Origin of the sequence: Streptomyces sp. NPDC052682 (assembly GCF_040678435.1) — a bacterium.
Taxonomy (GTDB): Bacteria; Actinomycetota; Actinomycetes; order Streptomycetales; family Streptomycetaceae; genus Streptomyces.
The window spans coordinates 341648-365613 of sequence record NZ_JBFATS010000006.1 but is presented as its reverse complement, the minus strand read 5'-3'; the positions used below and the strand labels follow the sequence as shown (position 1 = coordinate 365613).

Annotated in this window: 23 protein-coding genes; 10 read left to right on the top strand and 13 right to left on the bottom strand. The window is 72.0% G+C overall.

Annotated features, from left to right (window positions below; genetic code table 11):
* Positions 1 to 35: 35 nt before the first annotated feature.
* Positions 36 to 1781, bottom strand: a complete 1746-nt coding sequence (locus AB0K80_RS12290; protein ID WP_365668529.1) for a hypothetical protein — start codon at positions 1779 to 1781, stop codon at positions 36 to 38.
* 219 nt (positions 1782 to 2000) lie between these two features.
* On the opposite strand from AB0K80_RS12290, the gene radA reads away from it, so the two are divergent.
* Together radA and disA are read left to right on the top strand one after the other, a co-directional pair.
* Positions 2001 to 3410 (top strand): DNA repair protein RadA, encoded by a 1410-nt coding sequence (radA, locus tag AB0K80_RS12285; protein ID WP_365668527.1) that lies wholly within the window; start codon positions 2001 to 2003, stop codon positions 3408 to 3410.
* An 81-nt stretch (positions 3411 to 3491) separates the two neighbouring features.
* Positions 3492 to 4616, top strand: a complete 1125-nt coding sequence (gene disA, locus AB0K80_RS12280) for a DNA integrity scanning diadenylate cyclase DisA (protein WP_365668525.1) — start codon at positions 3492 to 3494, stop codon at positions 4614 to 4616.
* A gap of 30 nt (positions 4617 to 4646) precedes the next feature.
* Here the strand turns inward: disA and AB0K80_RS12275 are convergent, their stop codons facing one another.
* Positions 4647 to 5495, bottom strand: a complete 849-nt coding sequence (locus tag AB0K80_RS12275) for a hypothetical protein (protein WP_365668523.1) — start codon at positions 5493 to 5495, stop codon at positions 4647 to 4649.
* 275 nt (positions 5496 to 5770) lie between these two features.
* Positions 5771 to 6235, bottom strand: a complete 465-nt coding sequence (locus tag AB0K80_RS12270) for a hypothetical protein (protein ID WP_365668521.1) — start codon at positions 6233 to 6235, stop codon at positions 5771 to 5773.
* A gap of 210 nt (positions 6236 to 6445) precedes the next feature.
* On the opposite strand from AB0K80_RS12270, the gene AB0K80_RS12265 reads away from it, so the two are divergent.
* The 5 genes from AB0K80_RS12265 to cseC all read left to right on the top strand — a co-directional run bounded on the left by AB0K80_RS12265 (position 6446) and on the right by cseC (position 10976).
* The gene (locus AB0K80_RS12265; RefSeq protein WP_365668519.1) at positions 6446 to 7381 is read left to right on the top strand and encodes an A/G-specific adenine glycosylase; all 936 of its coding nucleotides are present in this window, start codon (positions 6446 to 6448) and stop codon (positions 7379 to 7381) included.
* Between the two features lie 215 nt (positions 7382 to 7596).
* Complete coding sequence (locus tag AB0K80_RS12260) at positions 7597 to 8136, top strand: SigE family RNA polymerase sigma factor (RefSeq protein WP_365668517.1); 540 nt, start codon at positions 7597 to 7599, stop codon at positions 8134 to 8136.
* Complete coding sequence (locus AB0K80_RS12255; protein WP_365668515.1) at positions 8124 to 8783, top strand: hypothetical protein; 660 nt, start codon at positions 8124 to 8126, stop codon at positions 8781 to 8783. Before AB0K80_RS12260 ends, AB0K80_RS12255 begins: the two co-directional genes overlap by 13 nt.
* 137 nt (positions 8784 to 8920) lie before the next feature.
* Positions 8921 to 9622: a two-component system response regulator CseB gene (gene cseB / locus AB0K80_RS12250; protein WP_365668513.1), complete on the top strand. Its 702-nt coding sequence runs from the start codon at positions 8921 to 8923 to the stop codon at positions 9620 to 9622.
* Positions 9623 to 9629: 7 nt separating this feature from the next.
* A complete protein-coding gene (gene cseC / locus AB0K80_RS12245) occupies positions 9630 to 10976 on the top strand; it encodes a two-component system sensor histidine kinase CseC (RefSeq protein ID WP_365668511.1) in 1347 nt (448 codons plus the stop codon).
* Between the two features lie 213 nt (positions 10977 to 11189).
* On the opposite strand, the gene AB0K80_RS12240 is transcribed toward cseC, so the two are convergent.
* Positions 11190 to 12779 (bottom strand): MDR family MFS transporter, encoded by a 1590-nt coding sequence (locus tag AB0K80_RS12240; protein WP_365668510.1) that lies wholly within the window; start codon positions 12777 to 12779, stop codon positions 11190 to 11192.
* A 121-nt stretch (positions 12780 to 12900) separates the two neighbouring features.
* Here AB0K80_RS12240 and AB0K80_RS12235 point away from each other — a divergent pair, with 121 nt between their 5' ends.
* Positions 12901 to 13497, top strand: coding sequence for a helix-turn-helix domain-containing protein (locus AB0K80_RS12235; protein WP_365668508.1), 597 nt, complete (start codon positions 12901 to 12903; stop codon positions 13495 to 13497).
* Positions 13498 to 13503: 6 nt separating this feature from the next.
* Here AB0K80_RS12235 and AB0K80_RS12230 read toward each other — a convergent pair whose 3' ends face one another.
* A complete protein-coding gene (locus AB0K80_RS12230) occupies positions 13504 to 14220 on the bottom strand; it encodes a M23 family metallopeptidase (RefSeq protein WP_365668506.1) in 717 nt (238 codons plus the stop codon).
* A gap of 384 nt (positions 14221 to 14604) precedes the next feature.
* On the opposite strand from AB0K80_RS12230, the gene AB0K80_RS12225 reads away from it, so the two are divergent.
* Entirely contained in the window at positions 14605 to 15267 is a 663-nt protein-coding gene (locus AB0K80_RS12225; RefSeq protein ID WP_365668504.1) for an HAD family acid phosphatase, read from the top strand.
* 81 nt (positions 15268 to 15348) lie between these two features.
* On the opposite strand, the gene AB0K80_RS12220 is transcribed toward AB0K80_RS12225, so the two are convergent.
* The gene (locus AB0K80_RS12220) at positions 15349 to 17874 is read right to left on the bottom strand and encodes an ATP-dependent Clp protease ATP-binding subunit (RefSeq protein ID WP_365668503.1); all 2526 of its coding nucleotides are present in this window, start codon (positions 17872 to 17874) and stop codon (positions 15349 to 15351) included.
* 763 nt (positions 17875 to 18637) lie between these two features.
* On the opposite strand from AB0K80_RS12220, the gene AB0K80_RS12215 reads away from it, so the two are divergent.
* Positions 18638 to 19222 (top strand): SCO3374 family protein, encoded by a 585-nt coding sequence (locus tag AB0K80_RS12215; protein ID WP_365668501.1) that lies wholly within the window; start codon positions 18638 to 18640, stop codon positions 19220 to 19222.
* 49 nt (positions 19223 to 19271) lie between these two features.
* Here the strand turns inward: AB0K80_RS12215 and AB0K80_RS12210 are convergent, their stop codons facing one another.
* The 7 genes from AB0K80_RS12210 to nadC form a co-directional block, all read right to left on the bottom strand.
* Positions 19272 to 19607, bottom strand: coding sequence for an Lsr2 family protein (locus AB0K80_RS12210; RefSeq protein WP_365668499.1), 336 nt, complete (start codon positions 19605 to 19607; stop codon positions 19272 to 19274).
* A gap of 254 nt (positions 19608 to 19861) precedes the next feature.
* The gene (locus tag AB0K80_RS12205; RefSeq protein WP_365668497.1) at positions 19862 to 20395 is read right to left on the bottom strand and encodes an amino-acid N-acetyltransferase; all 534 of its coding nucleotides are present in this window, start codon (positions 20393 to 20395) and stop codon (positions 19862 to 19864) included.
* A gap of 9 nt (positions 20396 to 20404) precedes the next feature.
* Positions 20405 to 20896: a BlaI/MecI/CopY family transcriptional regulator gene (locus tag AB0K80_RS12200; RefSeq protein WP_365668495.1), complete on the bottom strand. Its 492-nt coding sequence runs from the start codon at positions 20894 to 20896 to the stop codon at positions 20405 to 20407.
* A gap of 161 nt (positions 20897 to 21057) precedes the next feature.
* A complete protein-coding gene (locus AB0K80_RS12195) occupies positions 21058 to 21243 on the bottom strand; it encodes a hypothetical protein (RefSeq protein ID WP_365668493.1) in 186 nt (61 codons plus the stop codon).
* Between the two features lie 19 nt (positions 21244 to 21262).
* A complete protein-coding gene (locus AB0K80_RS12190) occupies positions 21263 to 21988 on the bottom strand; it encodes a hypothetical protein (RefSeq protein WP_365668590.1) in 726 nt (241 codons plus the stop codon).
* A gap of 182 nt (positions 21989 to 22170) precedes the next feature.
* Entirely contained in the window at positions 22171 to 22968 is a 798-nt protein-coding gene (locus AB0K80_RS12185) for a type III pantothenate kinase (protein ID WP_365668491.1), read from the bottom strand.
* Positions 22969 to 22984: 16 nt separating this feature from the next.
* Complete coding sequence (nadC, locus tag AB0K80_RS12180; RefSeq protein WP_365668589.1) at positions 22985 to 23962, bottom strand: carboxylating nicotinate-nucleotide diphosphorylase; 978 nt, start codon at positions 23960 to 23962, stop codon at positions 22985 to 22987.
* Positions 23963 to 23966: the final 4 nt, after the last annotated feature.

Sequence of the window (23966 nt, the reverse complement as noted above, 5' to 3'; positions counted from 1 at the left end):
GGGCCTGTCCTACGGGCCTGTCCTACCGGTCTGTCCTACGACGTGGACGGGCTCGGGTCGCCGCTGTCGCCGGGCGGCGGCGAGCTCACCGGGTCGGTGGGCGCGGACGTCGTGGGCGTGGGGTCGGGGGCGGGCGACGAGGGAGGCGGGTCGCTCGGGGCCGGGTCGGGCGGGTCGGCGGGGGCCGAGGCCGTGGGGGCCGGATCCGGCCGGTCCGGGGGCGGGTCGGCGGGGAAGGTCGGACGGGGGTCCGGGCGGGAGGGGCTGGGAGCCGTGCCGTAGCCGTCGATGGAGACGACGGTGCCGGCGGGTGCGATCGCCACGTGCGCGCTCCAGGGGCCGGACGGCTCGCGCAGATAGTCCACGTACACCTTGATCGTCAACGACTCGCCGGGCCGGAGGGTTCCCGACGCCTGGCTGAAGTAGAGCCAGTCGGCCCGGGTGGAGGCGGACCAGTGGACCGGTCCGGAGCCCGTCGCGGTCAGGGTGATCAGCGTGGTGTCGCCGTCGTGGCCCGCCGTGACCTCCAGCCGGGCCGCGCCCTTCCCGGGGGCCGCCCCGACGCTGAGCACCTCGACGGACACGTCGCTCTTCGACCTGCCGTTCCTGCCGAAGCGGGCGCCGGGCTCGGTGCGGGCGTTGCCCGCGTTCTGGTAGCCGCCGCCGGCCATCTCGCCGTCGAGGCCGGCCGGGTCGTCCGCCTGGCGCGCGGAGGCCGCCGGGCCGTCCTGGCCCTCACCCACCGGTGTGCCCCGGTAGGCGGCCCACAGGGCCAGCACCGGGGCCGCGACGACCGTGGCGACCACGGTCGTGGTCACGGCACGCGCGCGTAGGCGGTCTCTTCGGGCCGCGTGGTCCTTGGGGTCCACCGGGAAGCCGCGCCGGTCGAAGCGGGGCGCGGCGCGCCGCACGCGCGCGTGGTGCGCCATCGCGACGTGCAGCTCCGCGCGGGGCGCCGGGAGGACGGGCAGCTCGGCGGGTGTGACGCTGGTGCCGGGCCAGCGGCCGGGGATCGCGCGCCCGGCGGTGCGGCGGCACCGGGGACAGTCGTCGACGTGCCGCACGAGTTCACGGCGCAGGGCCGCGCTGAGCACGAACCGGTTGTCCCCGGTGAGGTGCGCCACGCTCGGGCAGGCGCCGGTCTCGACCACGGCCAGGGCGGCGCGGGTGCGTTCCACCTCGCAGGCGGCGGAGGCGAGCAGTTCCCGGGCGGCGGCCGCGTCCATGCCGAGGACGGCGGCGACCTCCTCGGCGGCGAGGTGGTGGCGCACCGCGAGCTCGAGCGCCTCGCGCTGCTCCGGGGTGGTGCCGGCGGCCTCCGGCCAGGCGAGCAGTGCCAGTTCGCGCCGGCGCCGCTCCTGTACCTCCTCGGACACCGGCGGATCGGCCGGCCGGTCGGCGCGCCGCCGGTCGGTGCGGCCCGCCGCGTGGGTGGCATGACGTTTCTGCTTGGCCTCGGCCAGCTTGCGCAGGCACGCCCAGCGGGCCAGCGCGTACAGCCAGGCCCTGCGGTCCGCGGGTGCGTCGGGCACGTGCCGGCCGCGGCGCTCGGCCAGCGCGAGGACGTCGCCCAGGGCGGCGGTCGCCGCGTCGTGGTCGCACAGCACGGACAGGCAGTAGGTGAACAGGCCGTCCAGGTACGGCTCGTAGCGGGTGGGGGGCCGCTGCACCAGGGTGCGCGCGGCGGTGCGGTCGCGCGCCTCCCTGCCCACCCGGTGCGCGCCGGCCGTACCGGTCGTACGGGTCGTACGGGTCGGGGTCTCCGGACTGCTGCTCATCATCCGGCGACCGTAGGGGGCCGGGGGTGGGCCCTTCGGGTGCGTTGCGCACTTTTAATCCGTACGGGTGAAACGATCCCTCAATCGGGGACATGAACGTTTCCTTCCGCCCGTGGCGGGACGTGGCGGAAGGTGGCGCACCTGCCCCCTCGGCCGGCCGGCACCCCACACCGTCCGCCCGACGGGGGCACGCTGTCAGTGGCGCAGGCTACGGTTTCGTGCATGGCTGCCCGTACCAGGTCCACCAAGGAGCGTCCGTCCTACCGCTGCACGGAGTGCGGCTGGCAGACGGCCAAGTGGCTCGGCCGCTGCCCCGAGTGCCAGGCGTGGGGCACGATCGAGGAGTACGGCGCGCCCGCGGTGCGTACGACGACGCCCGGGCGGGTCACCACCTCCGCGCTGCCCATCGGGCAGGTCGACGGGCGGCAGGCCACCGCGCGTTCCACCGGTGTGCCGGAGCTGGACCGGGTGCTCGGGGGCGGACTGGTGCCCGGCGCCGTGGTGCTCGTGGCGGGCGAGCCCGGGGTCGGCAAGTCGACGCTGCTGCTGGACGTGGCCGCCAAGTCGGCGAGCGAGGAGCACCGGACCCTGTACGTCACGGGTGAGGAGTCGGCGAGCCAGGTGCGGCTGCGGGCCGACCGGATCGGCGCCATCGACGACCACCTGTACCTCGCGGCCGAGACGGACCTCGCGGCCGTGCTCGGGCATCTGGACGCGGTCAAGCCGTCGCTGCTGATCCTCGACTCGGTGCAGACGGTGGCCTCCCCGGAGATCGACGGCGCCCCCGGCGGCATGGCACAGGTGCGGGAGGTCGCCGGGGCGCTCATCCGGGCCTCCAAGGAGCGCGGCATGTCCACGCTGCTTGTGGGACATGTCACCAAGGACGGCGCGATCGCGGGCCCGCGTCTGCTGGAGCACCTGGTGGACGTGGTCCTGCACTTCGAGGGCGACCGGCACGCGCGCCTGCGCCTGGTGCGCGGCGTGAAGAACCGCTACGGCACCACCGACGAGGTCGGCTGCTTCGAACTGCACGACGAGGGCATCGTCGGTCTCGCCGACCCGAGCGGACTTTTCCTGACACGGCGTGACGAACCGGTCCCCGGCACCTGCCTGACCGTCACCCTGGAGGGCCGCCGCCCGCTGGTCGCCGAAGTGCAGGCCCTCACGGTCGACTCGCAGATCCCCAGCCCGCGCCGCACCACCTCGGGTCTGGAGACCTCCCGCGTCTCGATGATGCTCGCGGTCCTGGAACAGCGGGGCAGAATCAGCGCTTTGGGCAAACGGGACATCTACTCCGCGACGGTCGGCGGTGTGAGGCTCTCCGAGCCCGCCGCCGACCTGGCCGTCGCCCTCGCCCTGGCGTCCGCGGCCAGCGACACCCCCCTGCCCAAGAACCTCGTCGCGATCGGCGAGGTCGGCCTCGCGGGCGAGGTCAGACGGGTCACGGGCGTCCAGCGCCGGCTGGCCGAAGCCCACCGGCTGGGCTTCACGCACGCCCTCGTGCCGGGCGACCCGGGCAAGATCCCGTCGGGCATGAAGGTGCTGGAAGTCGCGGACATAGGGGACGCCCTGCGGGTCCTCCCGCGCTCCCGTCGCCGAGAGGCCCCACGGGACGCGGAGGACCGCCGGTAGACTTTGCCCTGGTCTCGCCCGTCCGTACGAACGAAGTGTGCGACACGGGAGCGCCCCAGAACCTGCGACCGGAGGAGTGCAGTGGCAGCCAACGACCGGGCAGCAGCTCCCGGAAAGTCCGGTGGGAGTGCCGGTTCCGATGGCCTGATGCGCGCCTCGCTGAGCGCTGTGGCGCCCGGCACTCCCCTGCGTGACGGCCTGGAGCGCGTGCTCCGCGGCAACACCGGCGGACTGATCGTGCTCGGCTCGGACAAGACCGTCGAGGCGATGTGCACCGGCGGTTTCGTCCTGGACGTCGAGTTCACCGCGACCCGGCTGCGCGAGCTGTGCAAGCTCGACGGCGGCATCGTGCTGTCCTCGGACCTGTCCAAGATCCTCAGGGCGGGCGTGCAGTTCGTGCCGGACGCGACGATCCCCACGGAGGAGACCGGCACCCGGCACCGCACGGCGGACCGGGTCTCCAAGCAGGTCGGCTTCCCGGTCGTCTCGGTCTCCCAGTCGATGCGGCTGATCGCGCTGTACGTGGACGGCCAGCGCCGCGTCCTGGAGGACTCGGCGGCGATCCTGTCCCGCGCCAACCAGGCCCTGGCGACCCTGGAGCGCTACAAGCTCCGCCTCGACGAGGTCGCGGGAACGCTGTCGGCGCTGGAGATCGAGGACCTGGTCACCGTCCGGGACGTCTCGGCGGTCGCCCAGCGCCTGGAGATGGTGCGCCGCATCGCCACCGAGATCGCCGAGTACGTGGTGGAGCTGGGCACGGACGGCCGGCTGCTCGCCCTCCAGCTGGACGAGCTGATCGCCGGTGTCGAGCCCGAGCGGGAACTGGTCGTGCGGGACTACGTCCCCGAGCCCACCGCCAAGCGGTCCCGCACGGTCGAGGAGGCGCTGGCCGAGCTCGACGCGCTCTCCCACGCGGAACTCCTCGAACTGCCGACGGTCGCCCGTGCCCTGGGCTACACCGGCTCCCCTGAGACCCTCGACTCGGCCGTCTCCCCACGCGGCTTCCGGCTCCTGGCCAAGGTGCCGAGGCTGCCGGGCGCGATCATCGACCGCCTGGTGGAGCACTTCGGCGGCCTGCAGAAGCTGCTCGCCGCCAGCGTGGACGACCTCCAGACGGTGGACGGCGTGGGCGAGGCCCGGGCGCGCAGCGTCCGGGAGGGGCTGTCGCGGCTGGCGGAGTCGTCGATCCTGGAGCGGTACGTCTAGACGAGGAGCCGCCCGTGCGACGGCACCCGGCTAGTCGTCCTCCAGCACGAACGACGTCCGCAGCTTGGTGAAGCCCGGGGTCTTCGCCTCCACCAGGTAGGTCCCGGCCCCGGCCGACCCCGCCGGGGGCGTCGCGCACTGCGGGGCGCTGCGCTTGCGGTCCCACTTCACGGTGTACGTGATGCCGCTGTCCGCGGGCACCCGGAACACCAGGCTGCCCGCCCCCTCGGGGCAGTCCGCCGACGACCACAGCTCCTTGTCGTCGTCGGCCTGAGTGATCGTCACCACCGTGTTCTTCGGCCCGAGATCGACCTTGCAGTCGTGACCGGAGGTGTTGCGCGCGGTCAGCAGGAACGTAGGCGTCTGACCGGGCTCGTAGGTGTTGCGCTGGCTGCGCAGGCTGAACTTGACCACGCTCGCGGTGCAGTTGGGCAGTGTGGAGCCGGCCGGGAGCGCGTCGCCCGCGCCGACACCGGTGCCGCCGCCCGCACCGCCCCCGGAACCGCTGCCGCCGGTGCCGGAACCGTCCGACCCGCCGGCACCGCCGGAGCCCCCCGAGCCGGATCCGGCACCGTCTCCGTTGCCGTCGTCCGAACCGGACCCGGACGACGAGCCGCCGCCCGAACCGCTCCCGGAATCGTCGCGCCCGCCCGGCGCCTGGCTGATCGCGGGGCCCGAGCTGGACGGGCCGGGGGTGATCGACGGCGCGGGATTCTTTCCGTTGGCACCGTTGCCGCGGTCCCCGCCGCCTCCGCCGCCGGAGGTGACGATCCACGTGATCAGCAGCGCCAACAGGGCGACCACGGACAGCAGTACGATCCTCCGTCGCCAGTAGATGGAGGAGGGAAGCGGCCCGACCGGATTGCGCAGAGATCCCACGGCGGAAACTGTACGAGAGATCGGCGCGTTCGCTTGTCCCACCCGCCGCTGAGACCACAACTTTTCCGGATCATCATCCCGGAAACCGCCTTGTCACCCCTGTCTTTCGTCGGGTGCGGCCCCTGCCGATCGCAGCATGTGACCGTCACGGCCCGTCGCCTACCGTCCGTGACCGACTTCGCGCGGAACAGCCCGACTTGGTCCCTCGGCTGGTGGTGAGCCCGCCGCGCCGGCCACGTGAGCACAGTGTGAAGTGGTCGACGGAGAGGAAGAGTTCACCGCTGGTGCGGGAGCAGCGGCACTCGGCTCCCGGCGGTGGTACGGACCAGGCGAAGGGTGCCCGCGAGGTGGTGCGCGGGGCCGGGTGCGGCGGCCCGCAAGCCGGAGACACGGTCGGGGACGTACGCCGGTACCCGGAAGCCCTCCCCGTGCGCCCCCGCCGCGAAGGTGCCGCCCGCGGCAGTCACGGCGGCGCGACGGCCGCGCGGGCCGATCCTGCGCCGGACGGCGGGAGGACGGCGGGAACTCTGCCCGGTGACCGGCCCGTTGCCCACCAGCAGGCCCGACTCGGCCGCCCGGGCGACGACTTGGGCCGGGCTCTCGCCCGTACCGGCCGCCCAGCCGGGCAGCACACAGCCGAAGAGCAGCGTGCCGGTCAGCACGAACCGCTCCGGGGCCGGCCCCGCCCCGACCGGCGCGCACCTCACCAGACCGACGGCCGCGACGGCCGCGAACGCCACCACCGCAGCCCGAGCGGCAGCGCGCCACCCCGAGCGCCGGGCAGTAAGAGACGGACCACGCGCGGGAGCCGGGCCTGACGGGGGCGTTCCACCCGCCCCACCCTGCGAGCGGGTGCGAGGCCGGCACGCTGCCGATCGTCAGGGGTGCGTCGTGCCCGGGGGTGGCGGTTCCCCCGTACGACCGCTCCCTCATGGCAGGATCGAGAGGTCATGACTGCGCCCACGAAACCCTCGCCCGGCCTTCCCGCCGGCTCCGTCCCCGACAGCCTCCGCGCCGAGCCGCTGCACGGCCCGGTCATCGACTGGTTCGACGAGCACGCCCGTGACCTGCCGTGGCGGCGCCCCGAGGCCGGCGCCTGGGGGGTGATGGTCAGTGAGTTCATGCTGCAGCAGACCCCGGTGAACCGGGTCCTGCCGGTCTACGAGCAGTGGCTGGCCCGCTGGCCGCGCCCCGCCGACCTCGCCAAGGAGGCCCCCGGCGAGGCCGTACGGGCCTGGGGCCGGCTCGGCTACCCGCGCCGCGCGCTGCGGCTGCACGGCGCCGCGGTCGCCATAACGGAACGGCACGGCGGCGACGTACCGGCCGACCACGCCCAGCTGCTCGCGCTGCCCGGCATCGGCGAGTACACGGCGGCGGCCGTCGCCTCCTTCGCGTACGGGCAGCGGCACCCGGTGCTCGACACCAACGTGCGCCGGGTGCTGGCCCGGGCCGTCACCGGCGTGCAGTACCCGCCGAACGCCACCACCGCCGCCGAGCGGAAGCTGGCCCGGGCGCTGCTGCCCGAGGACGAGGGGACGGCCGCGCGCTGGGCCGCCGCCTCCATGGAGCTGGGCGCGCTGGTGTGCACCGCGAAGAACGAGTCGTGCCACCGCTGCCCGATCGCCGGCCGGTGCGCCTGGCGGCTGGCGGGCAAGCCCGCGCACGACGGCCCGCCGCGCCGCGGGCAGACGTACGCGGGCACGGACCGCCAGGTGCGGGGCCGGCTGCTCGCCGTGCTGCGGGAGGCGCACGGCCCGGTGCCGCAGGCGGCGCTGGACCGGGTGTGGCACGAACCGGTGCAGCGCGCCCGCGCCCTGGACGGTCTGGTCGCCGACGGGCTCGTCGAGCCACTGACGGGTGGTTTGTATCGGCTGCCGTTGACGTGACCGTCCGGGCAAACCGCAGCGTACCGACCCGAATCGCCCGCCGCCCTTACCCAGATCTGACGGCTGTTACACAACCGACGCACAGCCGAGTGCTAGTCGCGCGCTGGCTCGGACAGCGCCGTGACAAGCCCTCCGTAGCTTCTTCTCCATCACCACGGAAGAGCAGAACCCGGCGGCAGGGACGCGCCGGTCAACGGGGATGGAGGCGGTTGGACATGGCGCAGGGCGAGGTGCTCGAGTTCGAGGAGTACGTCCGCACCCGGCAGGACGCGCTGCTGCGCAGCGCCCGGCGGCTGGTCCCGGACCCGGTGGACGCGCAGGACCTGCTGCAGACCGCGCTGGTACGGACGTACGGGCGCTGGGAGACCATAGAGGACAAGCGGCTGGCCGACGCCTACCTGCGCCGCGTCATGATCAACACCCGGACGGAGTGGTGGCGGGCCCGCAAGCTGGAGGAGGTGCCGACCGAGCAGCTCCCGGACGCCTCGGTCGACGACTCCACCGAGCAGCACGCGGACCGCGCCCTGCTGATGGACGTGATGAAGGTCCTCGCCCCCAAGCAGCGCAGCGTGGTCGTGCTGCGACACTGGGAGCAGATGTCCACGGAGGAGACCGCCGCCGCCCTCGGCATGTCGGCGGGAACGGTCAAGAGCACGCTGCACCGGGCGCTCGCCCGGCTCCGCGAGGAGCTTCAGGCCCGCGATCTGGACGCACGCGCGCTGGAGCGTGAGGAGCGGGAGCGGTGCGCGGCCTAGCTACCAGGGCGGACAGCGCGGGGGCCACAGCGGGGTGGGGTGCCACCCAGGCGGCGATCACGGCGACGGCCGTGCTCGCCGCCCTCGGCCTTTTCGCGTCGGCCTGCGCCACCGGCGGCACGGGCACCCGCGACGAGGGCCCGGCCCACTCCGACTCGGTCGCGGGCGCCCCACCGTCGGCGGCGCCGTCGACGACACCGGACCGGGTGAACGCCGTACGGCTGATCAAGGACGACCCGAAGGTCTCGGCGGAGGTCAAGCGGGACCTGAAGCCGTGCGTCGCCGACGAGTACCCGGTGGACGTGTCGTACGGCAACCTCACCGGCGGAGCTGCGGACGACGTCGTCGTCAACGTGCTGACCTGCGGCGACGCGGTGGGGGTCGGCTCGTACGTGTATCGCGAGCAGGGCGGCTCGTACGAGAATGTGTTCAAGGCGGAGGAGCCGCCGGTCTACGCGGAGATCGACCGCGGCGACCTGGTGGTGACCAAGCAGGTGTACGAGAAGGGCGACCCGGTGTCGAGTCCGTCCGGCGAGAACGTGATCACGTACCGCTGGGCCTCGGGCCGGTTCACCGAGGAGTACCGCACCCACAACGACTACGGCAGGGTCGCCGGTGACGAGGCGTCGCCGGTTCCCGACAGCTGACGCCTTCGTGGCCGCGGCGGGAACCGGCCGGCTCCCGCGGACCGACAAGTCAGGGGTGAACCCGCGGCGCGGCTGCCGCGTCAGCTTGGTGTACCCACCGCACACCCGTAGATCACACGAGAACTGAGAGCACCGGGATGGCAGACCAGACCCACGTCCTGTTCGTCGAGGACGACGACGTCATCCGCGAGGCCACCCAGCTCGCCCTGGAGCGGGACGGCTTCGTGGTCACCGCCATGCCCGACGGACTGTCGGGCCTGGAGGCGTTCCGGGCGGACCGCCCCGACATCGCGCTGCTGGACGTGATGGTGCCGGGGCTGGACGGAGTGAGCCTGTGCCGGCGGATCCGGGACGAGTCGACCGTCCCCGTGATCATGCTGTCGGCGCGCGCCGACTCCATCGACGTGGTGCTGGGCCTGGAGGCCGGCGCCGACGACTACGTGACCAAGCCGTTCGACGGGGCCGTGCTGGTCGCCCGGATCCGGGCGGTGCTGCGCCGCTTCGGGCACGCCGGCGGCGGCCAGGGCGGGGAGCCCGCGTCGGCGGCGAACGGCGGGGTGCTGACCTTCGGTGACCTGGAGGTGGACACCGAGGGCATGGAGGTGCGCCGGGCCGGGCGGCCGGTGGCGCTGACGCCGACCGAGATGCGGCTGCTGCTGGAGTTCTCCTCCGCGCCGGGCACGGTGCTCTCCCGGGACAAGCTGCTGGAGCGCGTGTGGGACTACGGCTGGGGCGGGGACACCCGCGTCGTCGACGTGCACGTGCAGCGGCTGCGGCAGAAGATCGGCCAGGACCGCATCGAGACGGTCCGCGGCTTCGGCTACAAGCTGAAGGCCTGAGCGCGCCATGAGGGGGAGATGCGGGCGCCTGGTCGCCAGGGTGCTGGAGCGCGCGGGCATCCGTACGGGCCTCAGGTGGAAGCTCAGCGCGGCCATCGCGATGGTCGGTGCCCTGGTGGCGATCGTGCTGAGCCTGGTCGTGCACAACGCGGCGCGGGTGTCGATGCTGGACAACGCCCGTGACCTCGCCGACGAGCGGATCATGATCGCGCAGCGCAACTTCGAGCTGTCCGGGCGGCTGAACTTCCCCAACACCAAGATCGACGACCCGGAGCTGCCGGCACCGCTGCGCGAGAAGGTCGAGGCGGGCCGGCGGGCGACGTACGTGGCCGACCGGCCGGGGGAGGCGCCGGACATATGGGCCGCGGTGCCGTTGAAGAACGGCCATGTGATGTCCCTGCACTCCGGGTTCACCGACCGCAGCTCGGACATCCTCAAGGACCTCGACCAGGCCCTGTGGATCGGCTCCATCGCGGTGGTGCTCGGCGGCAGCGCGCTCGGCGTGCTCATCGGCGGGCACCTCTCGCGGCGGCTGCGCAAGGCGGCGGCCGCCGCCAACCGGGTCGCCACGGGCGAGACGGACGTACGGGTGCGGGACGCCATCGGCGGGGTCGTGCGGGACGAGACCGACGACCTGGCCAGCGCGGTGGACGCCATGGCGGACGCGCTCCAGCAGCGGCTGGAGGCCGAGCGCCGGGTCACCGCCGACATCGCGCACGAGCTGCGCACCCCGGTGACCGGACTGCTGACCGCCGCGGAGCTGCTGCCGCCCGGCCGCCCCACCGAGCTGGTGCTGGACCGGGCCAAAGCCATGCGCACCCTGGTGGAGGACGTGCTGGAGGTGGCCCGCCTGGACGGCGCCTCGGAGCGGGCCGAGCTGCAGGACATCATGCTCGGCGAGTTCGTCACCCGGCGGGTGGCGGCCAAGGACCCGGACGTCGAGGTGCGGGTGGTGCACGAGTCGGAGGTGACGACCGACCCGCGCCGCCTGGAGCGCGTGCTGTTCAACCTGCTGGCCAACGCCGCCCGGCACGGCAAGCCGCCCATCGAGGTCACCGTCGAGGGCCGGGTCATCCGGGTCCGCGACCACGGCCCGGGCTTCCCCGAGGACCTGCTGGCCGAGGGGCCGAGCCGGTTCCGCACCGGCAGCAAGGACCGGGCCGGCCACGGCCACGGGCTCGGCCTGACCATCGCGGCCGGGCAGGCCCGGGTGCTGGGCGCCCGGCTGACCTTCCGCAACGTCCGCCCCCCGGGCGCGCCGGAGCACGTACCGGCCGAGGGCGCGGTCGCCGTGCTGTGGCTGCCGGAACACGCACCGACGAACACCGGCAGCTACCCGATGCTGCCGCAGTAGCGCAGGCTCCGGGCCGGGCGAAGGCCTCGGGCAAGCCCGGTTCGTCGCTGCGCCGGTCAGCCGGCCCGCCGCCGTTTCCGCAAGCGGCAGTCTGCCTCCGCCGTACGGCCGCTCATTCGGCCGGACGACCCCGCGCCGCGCGCCGGGACATGCACAGGCGAAGGCCCCCGGGGCGAAGAGACACCGCGGGGGCCTTGTGGGTGTGCCGTCGGATCAGACGGCCTCGACGACGGGCGGCTGCGCCTTGTCCGCCTCGCCCTGCGCGGCCTTCGGTCCGGCGCCCTTCAGCGGCACCTCCTTGACGAAGACCGCCGCGACCAGCGCTATGACCGCCACCACGGCACCCAGCAGGAACGCCGCGTGCGTCCCGGAGGACACCGCGTGCTGGTACGCCTCCCGGGCCAGGACCGGCAGCTTCTCCAGGCTCTTCGCGTCCAGCTGCGCGGACCGCTCGGTCACCTTGGAACCCAGTGCGCCGGCCCGCTCGGCCATCACGTCCTGGACCCGGTGGTTGAACAGCGCGCCCATGATCGCGACGCCGAAGGAGGAGCCGAGCGTACGGAAGAGGGTGGTGGAGGAGGAGGCCACGCCCATGTCCTTCATCTCCACGCTGTTCTGCGCCACCAGCATGGTGATCTGCATCAGGCAGCCCATGCCGAAGCCGACCACGGCCATGAACACGCCCGAGGTGAACCGGGAGGTGCCGGTGTCCATCGTCGACAGCAGGTACAGCCCGACGACCATCAGCACGCTGCCCACGATCGGGAAGACCTTGTACTTGCCGGTGCTCGTGGTCACCCGGCCGGCGACCATCGAGGTGACGAGCATCGCGCCGAGCATCGGCAGCAGCAGCAGTCCGGAGTTGGTCGCGGAGGCGCCCTGCACGGCCTGCTGGTACAGCGGCAGGAACAGGGTCGCGCCGAACATCACGAAGCCGGTGATGAAGCCGATGAGGGACATCAGCGTGAAGTTGCGGCTGCGGAAGATGTGCAGCGGCACGACCGGCTCGGCGGCCCGGGTCTGCCAGAACACGAACCCGACGAGCGCCGCGACACCGATGCCGATCAGCTCCATGATCCGCGCGGAGGTCCAGGCGTACTCGGTGCCGCCCCAGGTGGTGACCAGCACGATCGCGGTGATGCCGATGGTCAGCAGGATCACGCCGAGGTAGTCGATGCCGGCCTGGGAGCGCTTCTTCGGCAGGTGCAGCACGGCGCCGACGGCGGCCAGCGCGACCGCGCCGAGCGGCAGGTTGATGTAGAACGCCCAGCGCCAGCCCCAGTTGTCGGTGATGGTGCCGCCGACCAGCGGCCCGCCGATCATCGCCAGCGCCATGACACCGGCCATCATGCCCTGGTACTTGCCGCGCTCCCGGGGCGGGATCAGGTCGCCGATGATCGCCATGACGCCGACCATCAGACCGCCGGCGCCCAGGCCCTGCACGGCGCGGAAAGCGATGAGCTGGCCCATGTCCTGGGCCATGCCGCTGAGCGCGGAGCCGATCAGGAAGAGCACGATCGACGTCATGAACGTGCTCTTGCGGCCGTACATGTCACCGAGCTTGCCCCAGACCGGGGTGGCGGCCGCGGTGGCCAGGGTGTAGGCGGTCACGACCCAGGACAGGTGCTCCAGACCGCCCAGCTCGCCCACGATCGTCGGCATCGCCGTACCGATGATCATGTTGTCGAGCATCGCGAGCATCATCGCGATCATCAGTGCGAGCAGGACGACCCGCACGCTCTTGGGCTGCCTGCCCGCTTCCTGTGTTCCCGGGTCCGTCGGGACCGTCGCTGTGTCGGCCATCGCTCCTACTCCCCCACGACTGCTACTTACTTGCCGCCCGGCTAGTCATTACACTCGGAAGGTAGACGCGTAACTAGCCGGGCGTCAAGTAAGTTTTCCGGAAAGCGCGGGACGTAGGAGGATGGGCGGCACCATGGACGGCACCAGGCAGCGGCGCCGCGGGAACACCCGCCAGCGCATCCAGGACGTGGCGCTCGAACTCTTCGCCGAGCAGGGCTACGAGAAGACCTCCCTGCGCGAGATCGCCGAGCGCCTGGAGGTCACGAAGGCGGCGCTGTACTACCACTTCAAGACCAAGGAAGAGATCCTGGTCAGCATCTTCGAGGACCTGTCACGTCCCATCGAGGAGCTCATCGAGTGGGGCAGGAGCCAGCCGCACACCCTGGAGACCAAGCAGGAGATCGTCCGCCGCTACAGCGAGGCCCTGCTGGACGCGGCCCCGCTCTTCCGCTTCATGCAGGAGAACCAGGCCACCGTACGGGAACTGCGCATCGGCGAAACGTTCAAGAACCGCATGCTCGGCCTGCGGGACATCCTCGTCGACCCGGACGCCGACCTGGTCGACCAGGTCCGCTGCATCAGCGCGCTGTTCACGATGCACGCCGGGATGTTCGTCCTGCAGGACGTCGAGGCCGACCCCGAGGAGAAGCGCAAGGCCGTCCTCGAGGTCGCCACGGACCTGGTCACCCAGGCCCATCTGGGCGCCAGGCGCGCCTAGGGTCTGTCAGACCTTCACGCCCTTGGCGCGCAGGAACGCCACCGGGTCGATGGCCGAGCCGTAGTTCGGGGTCGTACGGATCTCGAAGTGCAGGTGCGGACCGCTGGAGTTGCCGGTGTTGCCGGACAGGGCGATCTTCTGGCCGGTCTTGACGACCTGGCCGATCCGCACGTCGATCCGGGACAGGTGGGCGTACTGGGAGTAGGTCCCGTTGCCGTGCTTGATGACTATGGCGTTGCCGTACGCGGGGCCGTCGCCGGCGCCGTTGCCGCCGGCCTTGACCACGGTGCCGCCGTGCACGGCCAGGACCGGGGTACCGCTCGGCACGGCGAAGTCCTGCCCGCTGTGGGTGGACTGCCACATGCCGCCGGCTTGGGCGAAGCTCGCGGAGAGCCGGTACTTCTTCACCGGGTCGATCCAGGAGGGCGCGGCCTTCTTCGCGGCGGCCTTCTTCGCGGCGGCCGCCTTCTTGGCCTTCGCCTCCGCGGCCTTCTTCGCCTCCGCGGCCTTCTTCGCGGCGGCGGCCTTGGCCTGCGCGGCCTTGGCCTGGGCGGCGGCCTGCGCCTGTACGGCACTGGCGACACCGGACGCGGCCGTGGTGTCGGCGGCGTTCGCGACCCCGGCCCCCAGTGCGACCGAGACTCCCAGGCCTGCGGCCAGGACGGACGCGCGGATACGGAGCCGGGACGTACGGGAAGAGCGGGGCGTGACGCGCTGGGACATCGAAACCTCATGGGGACGAGGGACAGAGAAAACCACCCGGCGCGATCAGGCCGCGCCGAATGGGCCATCCCTTGGTAACCCGAAGCCCGCAAAACGCCCAAAATGGTGATCTACGACAGCAGTTAGTACGTAGTCCGGCAATTCACCGGCATTCGGGCCATCACCGGAGTTTCTGTCCGGGCTTTGCCCCTATTCCGTCTAGTAAGTGACGCACGTCCTGTGCGGCATGTCACCGGACGGCTGGATCGGCCGACCCGGAAATGTGGCGCACGCCCCTATCCACCTACCGTTCGGTAACCCTACGGTTCCTCTCGCGCCACCCTCGCTGACGAGCATGCACACGACACATCGGCCAGCGTTACGGACGTGAAGGGACCCTCACACATGGCCAGCAGACGACCCTGGTTGTGCCGCGCCTCGGTGACCGCCGCCTCGGCGGCCGCCCTCCTGGCGATGGCCGCCCCGGCCGACGCCACGACACCCCTCACCGCCTCCCCGGGCATCACGAGCACCTCTGCCGAGGCGGGCACCTCCCGGGCGGCCGCAGCCGCGGCCGTGGACTACGCGACCTGGCAGAAGGACTGCCAGGCGGTGATGGACCAGGCGCTGCCGTACCTCAAGCAGCGGATCGCCGTCCCCAAGCCCGGGGAGAAGCAGGCGGTCGTCCTCGACATCGACAACACCGCCCTGGAGACCGACTTCGGCTTCAGCTACCCGCAGCCCGCCAACAAGCCGGTGCTCCAGGCCGCGCGCTACGCCCAGGAGCACGGCGTCGCCGTGTTCTTCGTCACCGCCCGCCCGGGCATCATCGCCGCGCCCACCGACTACAACCTCAAGCAGGCCGGCTACCAGGTCTCCGGCCTCTACGTGCGCGGCTTCCTGGACCTCTTCAAGAACGTCGCCGAGTACAAGACGGCCCAGCGCGTCGACATCGAGTCGAAGGGCTACACGATCATCGCGAACATCGGCAACAGCGCCACCGACCTCTCCGGCGGCCACGCCGAGAAGGCGTTCAAGCTGCCGGACTACGGCGGGCAGCTGTCGTAGGCCCGCGTCCGGGCATGCGGAAGGGGCCGGTGCCCCGGGCACCGGCCCCTTCTGCGCGCAGGCCCCTGAGGGCCGTGCCGCCTACTCCTTGCTCAGGTTCGGACCGGCACCGCCGGCCGCCTGCTCGATCGGCGGGACGTCGGGCAGGGCCGACTTCTCCTCACCGCGGAAGGTGAACTTCTTGGTCTCACCCTCGCCCTCGGTGTCCACGACCACGATGTGGCCGGGGCGCAGCTCGCCGAAGAGGATCTTCTCGGAGAGGGAGTCCTCGATCTCGCGCTGGATGGTGCGGCGCAGCGGGCGCGCACCGAGCACGGGGTCGTAACCCTTCTTCGCGAGCAGTTCCTTGGCGGACTGGGAGAGCTCGATGCCCATGTCCCGGTCCTTCAGGCGCTCGTCCACCTTGCTGATCATCAGGTCGACGATCCGGAGGATGTCGTTCTGCGTGAGCTGCGGGAAGACGACCACGTCGTCGACGCGGTTGAGGAACTCGGGCCGGAAGTGCTGCTTGAGCTCGTCCGACACCTTGTTCTTCATGCGCTCGTAGTTGGTCTTCGTGTCGCCCTGGGCGGCGAAGCCCAGGTTGAAGCCCTTGGAGATGTCCCGGGTGCCGAGGTTGGTCGTCATGATGATGACCGTGTTCTTGAAGTCCACGACCCGGCCCTGGGAGTCGGTCAGGCGACCGTCCTCCAGGATCTGCAGCAGCGAGTTGAAGATGTCCGGGTGGGCCTTCTCGACCTCGTCGAAGAGGACGACGGAGAACGGCTTGCGGCGGACCTTCTCGGTCAGCTGGCCGCCCTCTTCGTAGCCCACGTAGCCGGGGGGCGAACCGAACAGGCGCGAGACCGTGTGCTTCTCGCTGAACTCCGACATGTCGAGGGAGATCAGCGCGTCCTCGTCGCCGAAGAGGAACTCGGCGAGCGCCTTGGACAGCTCCGTCTTACCGACACCGGACGGGCCGGCGAAGATGAACGAGCCACCCGGACGCTTCGGGTCCTTGAGCCCCGCACGCGTACGGCGGATCGCCTTCGACAGCGCCTTGACGGCGTCGTCCTGGCCGATGACCCGCTTGTGCAGCTCCTCCTCCATGCGGAGCAGGCGGCTGGACTCCTCCTCGGTCAGCTTGAAGACCGGGATGCCGGTGGCCGTGGCGAGGACCTCGGCGATCAGCTCGCCGTCGACCTCGGCGACGACGTCCATGTCGCCGGCCTTCCACTCCTTCTCCCGCTTGGCCTTGGCGGCCAGGAGCTGCTTCTCCTTGTCGCGCAGGGAGGCGGCCTTCTCGAAGTCCTGCGAGTCGATCGCGGACTCCTTGTCCCGGCGGACGGCGGCGATCTTCTCGTCGAACTCGCGCAGGTCCGGCGGCGCGGTCATCCGGCGGATGCGCATCCGGGAGCCGGCCTCGTCGATCAGGTCGATCGCCTTGTCCGGCAGGAAGCGGTCCGAGATGTACCGGTCGGCCAGGGTGGCGGCCTGGACCAGCGCCTCGTCCGTGATGGAGACGCGGTGGTGCGCCTCGTACCGGTCGCGCAGACCCTTGAGGATCTCGATCGTGTGCGGCAGGGACGGCTCGGCGACCTGGATGGGCTGGAAGCGGCGCTCCAGGGCCGCGTCCTTCTCCAGGTGCTTACGGTACTCGTCCAGCGTGGTCGCACCGATGGTCTGGAGCTCACCGCGGGCCAGCATCGGCTTGAGGATGCTCGCCGCGTCGATGGCGCCCTCGGCGGCACCCGCACCGACCAGCGTGTGCAGCTCGTCGATGAACAGGATGATGTCGCCGCGGGTGCGGATCTCCTTGAGCACCTTCTTCAGGCGCTCCTCGAAGTCACCGCGGTAGCGGGAGCCGGCGACCAGGGCACCGAGGTCGAGCGTGTAGAGGTGCTTGTCCTTCAGCGTCTCGGGCACCTCGCCCTTGACGATGGCCTGGGCGAGGCCCTCCACGACGGCGGTCTTGCCGACGCCGGGCTCACCGATCAGCACGGGGTTGTTCTTCGTACGGCGGGAGAGCACCTGCATGACCCGCTCGATCTCCTTCTCGCGCCCGATGACCGGGTCGAGCTTGGACTCACGAGCGGCCTGGGTGAGGTTCCGGCCGAACTGGTCGAGGACCAGGGACGTGGAGGGCGTGCCCTCGGCGGGACCGCCGGCGGTGGCGGCCTCCTTGCCCCCGGAGTAACCGGAGAGCAGCTGGATGACCTGCTGCCGCACCCGGTTGAGATCTGCGCCCAGCTTGACCAGGACCTGGGCGGCGACGCCCTCGCCCTCGCGGATCAGGCCGAGCAGGATGTGCTCCGTGCCGATGTAGTTGTGGCCGAGCTGGAGCGCCTCGCGCAGGGACAGCTCCAGGACCTTCTTGGCACGGGGAGTGAAGGGGATGTGGCCGGACGGCGCCTGCTGGCCCTGGCCGATGATCTCCTCCACCTGCTGGCGGACCGCCTCGAGCGAAATCCCGAGGCTCTCAAGGGCCTTGGCGGCGACACCCTCACCCTCGTGGATCAGGCCCAGGAGGATGTGCTCGGTGCCGATGTAGTTGTGGTTGAGCATCCGGGCTTCTTCCTGAGCCAGGACGACAACCCGCCGCGCGCGGTCGGTGAACCTCTCGAACATCGTTAATCGCTCCTCAGAGCGGTCAGGCAGTGGGGGGAACTTCCCCTCCCTGTCCTTCCGCAGCTTAGTCCCGCGAGCGGGGACCGCTCATTCCAACTGCCGACACCGTCGATGGCCTCCTGACCCCGAACGCCGACATCTGCTCCAACCCGATGGTGCGAGACGATGTTCCCGCAGGCCAGGCAGATACCCCTCTCGCCAGTACGCCGATGGCGAACGCGAGACGGCCCGCCCTGCGTGTCGCCCCCTCCCACTAGGGATGTCTTACCCGTAGGGACCGACAGTCCATGCCGAGCGCCCCTGTCGGCTCCGCTACGGGCGAACAACCTTGCGCCGCCGCGCACCCCCACACGCCCCGGTTTCCGCAACGGTGTGCGTTCGCGCGAGCACTCACCGTAACTCGTCCGCGCTGCCGGCGGTTGCTCCTGGCATGGCTGGCGCCCCTGTTCCGGCGAGCACCACGGTGCCCCTTCCCCGCCGCCCCCTTGATCCGGGCGACCCACCGCCGTCGCCGCACCGGCCCGGGCAGCCGGGCCGCCGGCCGGATGACGGCCGGGATGACGGCCGGGCACCCCGGCCGCGGCAGAGCGACGGGCCGGGCAGCGGATCGGACGGCGGACCGGGCGATTGGACGAGCGACGGGCAGCACCACCAGCCGCCCGGCCGGGCCGGCGACGGGGGCCGGTCGGCTCACCGGCCGGCCGGCGTCCCGGCGTCCCGGCAGCCCGGCAGGGGGCAGTACGGCGGGTCCGGCGACGGGCCGGTGGGAGCGGCCGGCCGTGCGGCCGACCCGGCTCGGCGGTGGTACGAGGAGGAGCTGGGCTGGCCGACGGCGCCGGGCTGCCCCGTACGCCTCGTCGTGGGGGTGCGGTTCGATGTGCTGGAGGTGCCGGCCGAGGCGGGGTACGCGGCGCTGCGGCGCCTGGGGCCCGGCTCGCCGGTGGCCGTGCGGGGCGACCGGATGCGGCTGCTGGTGGCCGCGGGCAGCGCGGAGGAGCTGCCGGGGCTGCTGGAATGGCTGGAGTGGGGGACGCTGACGCTCGATCTGGTGGCGATGGGCGCCGGCGGCCTCCTGGACGCGCCCGCGCCGCCCATGCCCGGCCGGTGCCCGCGGTGGCCGCTTCCCCTGGACCACCGCGGTGCGCGGGGGGCCGGCGTGTGGCTGCGGCCCCCGAAGCCGGGATGCGAGACCGAGGCCTCGCTGCCGGCGCTGTCGGCCGTCGGGGGCGGTGGGGCCGCCCCCGATCTCGTACGGCTGGTGGACACGGTGGCGACACAGTGCCACCGAATCCGGCTGCGGCGCGCGTGCGCCCCGCCGCCCGCCCGCTCGCGGGCCTCGCGTCCGTAGTGCCGCGCGAAGGCCCGTGCGCCGCGTGGGGTGACGGCGCGGCCGACGCTCAGCCGTTGGCCTTCTCGTAGGCCTCACGAATGGACGCGGGAACACGGCCTCGGTCGTTGACCTCGTAGCCGTTCTCCTTCGCCCATGCGCGGATGGCCGCGGTGTCCTGGCTGCCGCCGGAAGAGGAACGCGCCTTTCCGCGTCCACCCGAAGCACGGCCTCCGGTGCGGCGGCCATTCTTCACGTAAGGCTCGAGAAGGCTGCGGAGCTTGTCCGCGTTGGCGGTGGTGAGGTCGATCTCGTACGTCTTGCCGTCCAACGCGAACGTCACGGTCTCGTCCGCCTCGCCGCCGTCGAGGTCGTCGACAAGAAGGACCTGAACCTTCTGTGCCACCGGATTTCCTTTCATCGATAACTTGAGGGCCGGGGTCTGCCGGCGTCCGCCGTATCGCCGTCCCCTGTTATATGCAGTACTGCAGTACGTCGGAAAGCAAACCGCTTTTGCCGGAAAAACACAAACCCCCGGCCAAGACCGGTGGGCCCGCCCCGGCCCGGAAACGTGCGCGTTTCGGACATAGGGCACCCGGCATGGGGCACGGGACGGAATACGACCAAGCGCGCCGGGCGGGCCTTGACGGCGCCCGGCGATCACAGATGCAGAAGCATCCGGCTGTTGCCCAAGGTGTTCGGTTTCACCCGTTCGAGACCGAGGAACTCCGCGACGCCCTCGTCATAGGAACGCAGCAGCTCCGCGTAGACATCGGTGTCGACGGGCGTCTCGCCGATCTCCACGAAGCCGTGCTTGCCGAAGAACTCCACTTCGAAGGTCAGGCAGAAAACGCGGCGAACGCCGAGCCAGCGGGCGGTCTGCAGCAACTTCTCCAGCAGCTGATGGCCGACCCCGGCGCCCTTCAGGCCCGGCTTCACGGCGAGGGTGCGGACTTCCGCGAGGTCTTCCCACATCACGTGCAGTGCGCCGCAGCCGACGACCTCGGCGTTGTCGTCCCGTTCCGCGACCCAGAACTCCTGGATGTCCTCGTAAAGCGTGACCGTCGCTTTGTCGAGCAGGATGCCGTCGCGGACGTAGGCGTCGAGGAGGCGGCGCACGGCCGGGACATCGCTGGTGCGGGCCCGTCGGACGGTGATGGCTTTTGTGGTGGCTTCGGGGCTCTTCGCGGACATGAGCGGACGCTATCGCCCGGCGCCGCCCTGTGCCGCGCCGGGGTTCTGCTCGCGGGGTTCGGCCGGTTCCCCGCGTTCGGCCGGTGCGGATGCTTCGCGTTCGGCGCCTTCGGGCCGGGACGGTTGTGGACCGGCGGGTTCCGCCGGCGCTTCCGGGCCTTGGACGATGCGTACGGCATCGTGCAGAGCCCGCCGCTGTTCCTCGCTCATCATGCCGAAGAAGGCGACGAGAGCGGCAGCGGGGTTGTCGCTCTGGGACCAGGCGTCGTTCATCAGCGCGGCGGCGTAGGCGGCGCGTGTGGAGACCGCTTCATATCGATAGGCCCGGCCTTCCGCCTCGCGGCGTACCCAGCCCTTCTGATGGAGATTGTCCAAAACGGTCATCACCGTGGTGTAGGCGATCGACCGCTCCTTCTGAAGATCTTCCAGGACTTCTCGAACGGTCACCGGGCGGTTCCACTTCCACACCCGCGTCATGACCGCGTCTTCGAGTTCTCCCAATGGGCGAGGCACACCTCAGAACAATAGTGGGAGAAGCCGTCAATCGCGTGACGGACGGGCGGCTTACCCTGCAAACGGGCACAAAAAGGGCGCACGGCTCGCGGGTGCGGGGTGCACCAGGGCGAGCCGTACGCGCGTGCCGGCGCCGTGGACCGGGAGGGTCAGGCGTCGGTCCCCGTCCGGGGAGAGGCCTGGCGGGCGCCCTCCGCACGCGCGAGGGCGGCGTCGACGGCCGCGTCCTCCTTGGCCTTGTTGGCGCCGCCCTGGGTCTTCACGATCACACGGATGACACCGATGAAGAAGACGGCCATGACGACCGGGGGCAGGAGCGCGGAGACGTAGTCCATGCGTCCAGGGTAGCCAGGCTCAGCCCGCGGCCAGTTGCTGGGGGTTCGCGGGGGGTGGGGTCGGTTTGCGGCGGGGGAAGACCTCGCCCGGGGTCGGGATCGGGCGGGTGGGCTTCGGGGCGCCCGGGGCGGGGGAAGGCGACGGCCGGGGAGCGGCCGGGGCCGGCTTGTCCGCGGGTTTCTCCTGGGGGTCCTGGCGCTGGGGGCTCTCGGCGCCCAGGCCTCCCGGGAGGGCCAGGAGGCGGGTGCGGGAGGCGGGGACGGGCGCGAGCGACGACGGCGTGGCGCGGGCACCGCCGGCGCGGACGCCGGCGGGGCGGGGCACGGCGGGGCGGGCGGCCGGGTGCCGTGCGCCGGGGCGGGCGGCGGGGCGCGGTGCGTCGGGGCAGGTGCGGCCGTCCTGCTCGGCGAGGGGCCGGCAGCGCTCCAGCAGGGCGGCGGCGGTGGGGTTGCCGCGCAGCGCGCGCAGGGCGGCGAGATCGCCGGAGTCCGGGCGGTAGCCGGCGCCCAGCGCCTCTTCCAGGAGCGTGAGGTAGCCGGCGGCGGTACCGGGCAGGGCGGCGCGGTACCGGCCGAGGTCCGCCACGAGAAAGGCACGCAGGCGGGCACCCTCGCGCATCGCCTCGTCGAGCGACTCGGCGAGGCGGAGGCAGTCCTGGACGTCGGTGGCCGAGGCGGGGCTGGGGTGGAGGGCGAGGGCGAGCGCGCGGCGGAGCACACGCAGCTCCTCCGCGCCGAACGCCATGCCGCCGCGGGATCCGTAGGGCGTGGGCATGCCGCGACGATACGCGCTAATCAGACAAATTCCGCGCATGGGGCTGGTGTGGCGTGAGGTACCACCCAGGTGGGCGGTGCGAGCGCCGGCCCGGTCAGGCCGGCCCGCCCGCCCCGGTGTGCGTCCGCGGGCGAGCGGTCAACCGGAGCCCCTCACATGCGGGACACGTTCCGCTCGTACACCAGCCGCAGGCCGATCAGGGTCAGCCACGGCTCGTGTTCGTCGATGACCGACGACTCGCCCAGCACCATCGGCGCCAGTCCGCCCGTGGCGATCACGGTGACGTCGTCCGGGTCGTCGGCCAGTTCCCGGGCCATGCGGCTGACGACCCCGTCGACCTGGCCGGCGAAGCCGTAGATGATGCCGGCCTGCATGGCCTCGACCGTGTTCTTGCCGATGACGCTGCGCGGCCGGGCCACCTCGATCTTCCGCAGCTGCGCGGCCTTGACGCCGAGCGCCTCGACGGAGATCTCGATGCCGGGCGCGATGACCCCGCCGACGTACTCCCCGCGCGCGCTGACCGCGTCGAACGTCGTCGCCGTGCCGAAGTCCACGACGATCGCCGGGCCGCCGTACAGCTCGTTGGCCGCGACCGCGTTGATGATGCGGTCGGCGCCGACCTCCTTGGGGTTGTCGAAGAGGATCGGCACGCCCGTCTTCACGCCCGGTTCGACGAGGACCGCGGGCACGTCGCCGTAGTAGCGGCGGGTCACCTCGCGCAGCTCGTGCAGGACCGAGGGGACGGTCGCGCAGATGGCGATGCCGTCGATGCCGTCGCCCAGGTCGTCGCCCAGCAGGGGGTGCATGCCCATCAGGCCCTGGAGGAGGACCGCGAGTTCGTCGGCCGTGCGGCGCGCGTCCGTGGAGATGCGCCAGTGCTCGACGATGTCCTCGCCGTCGAAGAGGCCGAGGACGGTGTGCGTGTTGCCTACGTCGATGGTCAGCAGCATGGCCCGTGCCTCCTCCCTACTGCGCCGGCGCCGGTCGCAGATCCAGGCCGATGTCCAGGATCGGCGAGGAGTGGGTGAGGGCGCCGACCGCGAGGTAGTCGACGCCGGTGTCGGCGTACGCCTTGGCGTTGTCCAGGGTGAGGCGGCCGGAGGCCTCCAGCCTGGCCCGGCCGTCGACGGCCTTGACGGCCTCGGCGCACTGGGCCGGGGTGAAGTTGTCCAGCAGGATCAGGTCGGCGCCGGCGTCCACCACCTCGCGCAGCTGGTCCAGGGTGTCGACCTCGACCTCGATGGGCACGCCGGGGAAGCGGTCCCGGACGGCCTGGAAGGCCTGGGCGACGCCGCCTGCGGCGACCACGTGGTTGTCCTTGACCAGGGCGGCGTCCGAGAGGGACATGCGGTGGTTCACGCCGCCGCCGCAGCGGACCGCGTACTTCTCCAGCGAGCGCAGGCCCGGGGTGGTCTTGCGGGTGTCGCGGACCTTGGCCTTGGTGCCCTCCAGGACGTCCGCCCAGGCGCGCGTGGCCGTGGCGATGCCCGACAGGCGGCACAGGATGTTCAGGGCGCTGCGTTCGGCGGTGAGCAGGTCGCGGGTGCGGGTGGTGACCGTGAGGAGCTTCTGGCCGGCCTCGACGCGGTCGCCGTCCTCGACGTGCCGCTCGACGGCCAGTTCGTCCTCGCAGACGACGGACAGGACGGCCTCGGCGACCCTGAGGCCCGCCACCACGCCCGCCTCGCGTGCCGTGAAGTCGGCGGTGGCGACGGCGTCCTCGGGGATCGTGGCGACGGTGGTCACGTCGACGCCGTGGGCCAGGTCCTCCTGGACGGCCACGTTGGCGAGGTCCTCGACCTCGACCGGGTCGAGGCCGGCGTCGGCCAGGAGCTGGGCGAGCGCGGGGTCGAGGCCGCACTCCAGGTAGGTGTCGCCGGCACCGCAGGCGCAGTCGTCGCCGCAGCCTGAGGACGAGGCGAGGGGGAGGTCGGGGGTGGTCACGTCG